This window comes from Marinobacter sp. MBR-99, assembly GCF_040547575.1.
In the GTDB taxonomy this organism is placed as follows: domain Bacteria; phylum Pseudomonadota; class Gammaproteobacteria; order Pseudomonadales; family Oleiphilaceae; genus Marinobacter.
Window position 1 is genome coordinate 1 of record NZ_JBEPPY010000042.1, and the last position, 5,279, is coordinate 5,279.

Consider the following 5,279-nt stretch of genomic DNA (forward strand, 5'->3'; position numbering starts at 1 on the left):
GTCTCGCTGATCAGGCTGCCCAGGGCGTTCCATTCCTGTTGGGTGGTATGGCCATCCGGCCCCACTTGCCGAACCAGGTTGTCCTGAACGTCGTATTCCATGCGGGTGACCGCATGAACGTCGCCAGACTGCCCGGCAACCGGAGCAGCCACGTCGAATCGCGCGGTTTCACGGTTACGGCCATCGTAGGCGGAGTAGCTCGTTAACGCGTCACCCATGCCATCGGTGCCGAAGTTGTGGGTGGCAATGACGTTGCCATTGGCGTCCAGATCAAACTCACGCCACAGGCCGGTCTCGGCGTTGGTGGCGATGCGTTCGTTAAGAGCATTAAAGCGGGTCTCGACAAAGTAGCCGGTGTCGCGGCCGTCCACGGATTTACTGCCGCCGCCATTGCCGGTGGCCTCTGTGGACAAAGAAAGCGCAGCGTTGTTGCCACCGACGGGGCCACTGTAAAGACCCGGGTCGACTGCAAGCGTTCCGGCAGCGTTGCGGGTAACGTCGCCGTTCGTCTCCGAAGCCAACACCGTCAGGGACTGGCCTTAGATATCACATCACATAATCGAGCAGGCATCGGCCCCATTCACACCGAACAAGGGTCATGACTGCCCGAAATATGGGAAACTAGTCTATTGGAAAGCGTAAGCCGTTAAACTCTAACCGATTCCAACGACTCCCATTGTACGAACAGGACACCACACTTTGATTACTTCCCAAGTGCCTCATACAGAACTTTCGCAAGCCGTTCATCAGAAGAAGCTGAACTAGCTATCCTATTAAAATGCACTTGTTCCAATCTATTCCAAATGTAATCAATCCACTTCTCAGAAACCTCCCTCACTTCCTGCGAATGAGTATCCTTCAGCTGTTCGTAATAACAGCTAGCAATCGTTTCGCGAGAGTATGGAGCTCCATCTGCCACTTTGCGTACAACACACTTTGCAAGTTCCAAATCTGCGTTACTCATTTTGAACCCCACGGGATAATCCAATCATCGGAAAAAGACCTCGTCGTTCCAGTAAACTGCCTAAAACCACCAGACCCATACTCCGGATAGGAATTGACAAAATACTCCCGCCCAATCTGCGAGGTTCCCCACTGCGGCCTTGGTACCTGTGGGCTAACCAGCTCAGACGTTGGAATTCTAAGGAGGACCTGAGGCTCGCTCGGCAACTGAGAACCAACTCGATGCGCTTGGGGTGTTAATCCCCCCTCGATTGAAAAATAGGTCTCCCGCCCCATACGCCCGCTGACATTTCCCTGAGTCCTATAAATATCGATCAAGTTCGCATCAACTGCACGGTAAACGTGCGTAGTATTGTTCAAGTCCTCCGAAAGGATCCGATTGTAGTTCTGCGTGGCCAACTCATCAATGCGAGCAGTCCTCTGCTCAGCATTCAGATGCCCGTACTTGGCCCGTAGTTCGGCACCACGGCTCAGCGTATTGGCTGGATTCTCATCAACTATACCCAAGCCCCCAACCCGCGACAACTTCCCGGCCTGCGCAACCCCAGCCGCCGTGCCCAGGCCAAGGCTCAGGGCCACTGAGGTCAGGGCCGCCTGCTGGTCACTCATTCCCGCGGACACCAATCCCTGTTCCAGGAAGGTTTGGGTTTGGTCGCCAGACCATGCGGTTCTTGCCCCAGCCTGCACGTCATCAAGGCCTTTAGCCGCCAGCGGCACGCCCAGTGCCGCGCCGATCAGGGTTTTCGACAGCAGGGCGCCACCGGCCACTTCCAGCGCACCGCCAACGGCCTGGAGGCCACCCAGGGCGCGGGTGCTGACGTCACCCCAGAACTCGCGGCGTTCCATGGGGTCGATAATGAGCGAATCGAAGACCTCGCGGCTGGTTATGTCGCCACCGGCGAAGTCGTTCGCAATCATCCGGTAGCGATCACGTTCGCGGGTGCTGAAGTCACCGCCCTCAAGCTGGCCCAGGGCGTTGCCGACAAGCAGTTCGGCATCGGTTTCACCCGAGTACAGTATGCCCATGACGGCACTGGCTTCCTGCCCATTGACGCCCAGGGTTTCGGCGATGGACATAAAGTCGTCACTTCCCAAGGTCTCGCTGGCCAGCGACAGGGTGCCGAACAGTATATCCTGATTCGTCAACTCCTGAGTGTCTCTATCAATGGTCGACCGCGTACCGTCAATGTACCGGTCTCCGGCATCGACTACCTGAACGATAGCATCCGAGAAGTTCTGCAACCGTTCACGGGTTTCAGCTTCGGAAAGCCCCGATAGCTGCTGCAGGGACTGCCCTTCGCCGGCGTTAAACTCTACGCCCGCAAACTGGTAGTCACTGGCAATTCGCTGGTCCGTGAAGTAACGGGCGATGGCGGCATCGGCATTGCCCGCTCCGAACTCCCGACGTATATCCGCGTTGCCGATACGGAAGCCGAACTGGAGGGTTGAGCCATCGCTGGAGACGTCTTCCAACATCTGACGTGCGATTAACGCACCCTCATCACCGGCGAGGTCGGATATTCCCAGGCGCTGCTCAAGGCGCGCACTGATCAGGTGGGTGTCTTCCTCAATCAGCGTGCCGTAAAGTGCGGCTGCGGCTTCGTCATCAAAGCCGGACTGCAGGACCAGGCGTTCATCCAGCGCGATTTCATCGCCGGTGAACTTTCCGAGCGGGCCCTGGCCTGTCGGTCCCGAGAGCCCTTGTTCAAGCGAGTAGGGCATCAGAAATTTACCAGACCGGATATCTTCTGAAATCTCAGACAATGCTCCGGCATCCACGCCCTCGTAATTCTCCCCGAGCCGGTCCACGACCTGAAGTTGTCGCGCAATCCTGTCCGCGTTCCGGGCCTGAGTCATGGATTGCTGCGTACGGTTGCCGCGTTCCATCGGCGTCATCAGTGCATTGGCCAGTTCTTCATTGGCCGCCGTCTGCAAGTCCTCCATCACCTTGCCCGCCTCGGACTCCTGGGTAATCCGACTCAGGTAAGTCTGCAAGTCCTTGCCCACCTCCTGCTCCACCCAGCTCAAAGCCGCGTCTTTGTCGTACAGGCTCAGGGCACCGCCAACCACCGCGTTAAGACCCTGTTCGGCCACGTGTTTGCGCAAGGTACCCAATTGGTTGGTGCCCAAGGCGCTGTTAAGGGCGGTATCGAGCGTGCCACCAACAGCTGAGGCCCAGTCACCCGGGGTCAATTGACCGTTACGGGCGGAGCTTTCTGCCAACTGCACCCAAGGGGTGACGTAGTTGACGGCCGTCTGCAGCGAATTCACGCGGTCAAGGTCGCCGGCCGCCTGCGCGTAGCCTGCTACGTCATTGAGCCCCTCAGCCTCCTTGAGGGCACCGAGGCCTTCGGCCCGTGCAGTTTCCAGGCTGCCACTGATGCCAGCGGCGGCCAGGCTGGTCCAACTGGTGATCTTGCCGTTCAGGATCAGCTGCTGGGTAGCCGAACCCGCTACCCTCAGTGCCGCCGAGGCCACCTTGGCGTATTTGATGGTGTTGCCTGCTGTTGCCGCCTTCTGGACCGCTCCACTGACGGCACCGGCACCGGCGGTGAAGGCCGCCGTCACCGCCTCGGCCGCCACCTGCTTCCAGCTGAATTCGTCCTGGTAGCCCATGGCGATGAAGATGCCCTGGGTAACCGTCGAGGCAACGGCCGCAGTGACCGCCGCGGCCGCTACCAGTGTGGCGGTTGACCCGAGCCCCGCTGCCTGAAACAGTCCGGCAGCAAGCGGCCCTACCACGTAGGCGGCCACTACCGCCACAATGACCGTGATAATAATCGCCAAGAAGCTACCACACCCCTTGTCCTTCGGATCGCTCTTCAGGTTCGGCAGGGTGGACCCGACAATCTCCGACTCGTCGTACACCTTGTGGGTCTCGGCCGTGATACGACCAGACTTCACGGTGTTCGGCACTTCAATGCGCTGGCCTTCCTTCAGCGATTCTCCCGGCTGCAGGCCGTTGGCCTCGGCCAGTACAAACCACAGGCTGGGGTTGCCGTAGACCGCTGCCGCAATGCTCTGCAGGTTGTCGCCTTGGGAGGCGGTCACGAACGTCACCGCACTGGAGGGGAAGTCCTCGCCCATCGGCTGCACCAGGTTGTAGTTGCCGGTACCCAGTTTGGTGACGTTCTCGCCTTTGACGTCGGTACCGGTTTCACCCACGGCCTTGGAATTGGCGTAGAGGTACTCGGTGTCCGTGGTCAGGTCTTCGTTCTTGCCGCTGTCGCTGAAGCGGTAGAGGATCTGGTTGTCGTTGTTGAACAGGAACCGGCTGATCTCCGGGCGGTCCTGGCTGTCGCCTTTCCCTTTGTCGACCTTAATGAGGTTGTCGTTGCTGTCGTAGGTGTTGAGGGTGCGGCCACCCACGTCCTTACCACGGGCATTGACCCGGGTTTCCAGACCGGCGGCGTTGTACTTGTGGTCGAAGTAGAAGGTGTCGCCGTCATCCACCAGCTTGGTACGGGTAACGCGACCAGACTTGTCCATGGTCATGGTGGTCTGCTGGCCGTCGTCGTTGGTGTAGTAGTTGACGTTGTTCTCGTAGTACTGCTTGGTGGTGACCTTATCCACGGAACCGTCGGACTTGAAGGTGCGGAAGCGTTCGACGTTGCCCACGTTGTCGTACTGCCAGTCGGCGGTTTTGTTGCCGCCGCTGTGAGACTCGGTGACCCGGCCGTTGGCGTCGAAGGTGTACTCGGTGATCTGGCCACCGTTGTTCACCATCACCCGGTTACCGGCCACGTCGTAGCTGTATTGGGTATCCAGTTCGCTACCGTTGTTGATCTGGGCAACCCGGTTGTTGCCGTCGTACTGGTAACGCTGGTCTACAAACTGGTAGTTGGGGTCGATGACCGCCTCGTCCAACTGGGCCTGGTAGCCCAGGTCAGACAGCAGGCTGTACAGGGCGGCACGGCGCTCGGAGACGTTGACATCCCATTCGAACAGCTGCACGCCTTCCGGGCCACCTACCTGGCCGAAATCCCAGCCCGCACTTTGTAGGTCAAATACGCGGTCGTAGTAACCCAACTCAACACCTAGATCAGCGGCACGCTCTCTTAGAACGTTGTTCAGAGAGCCCTCGTATTTAGGCTCCTGCGTTCCGGGATAAGGCGTATGCATTATGGCGCGAATTTCATCCTCGGCCTCGCTGAGCACCGACGCCAGGTCGATATTGCGCACCTCTGGATCGTAGCCTATATCCGTGTAGGCGCGGTGCAGGTTGCCTGCGCTGTCCCACTGGTAATTGGTGTGCCCGCCGGTTTCCGCATCCGCCCAGCGGGTCATCTGGCCTACGGCGTCGTACTCGTAGGTGA

Annotated in this window: 2 protein-coding genes and 1 pseudogene; all 3 read right to left on the minus strand. The window is 58.9% G+C overall.

Annotation, left to right across the window (positions count from 1 at the left end):
- Positions 1-521, minus strand: a pseudogene (locus ABIE59_RS19780) (hypothetical protein); the annotation flags it as partial.
- Between the two features lie 182 nt (positions 522-703).
- Positions 704-964, minus strand: coding sequence for a hypothetical protein (locus ABIE59_RS19785; RefSeq protein ID WP_354449519.1), 261 nt, complete (start codon positions 962-964; stop codon positions 704-706).
- On the minus strand, positions 961-5,279 hold a 4,319-nt coding region (locus tag ABIE59_RS19790), incomplete at its 5' end, for a hypothetical protein (protein ID WP_354449520.1). The genes ABIE59_RS19785 and ABIE59_RS19790, both read right to left, overlap by 4 nt.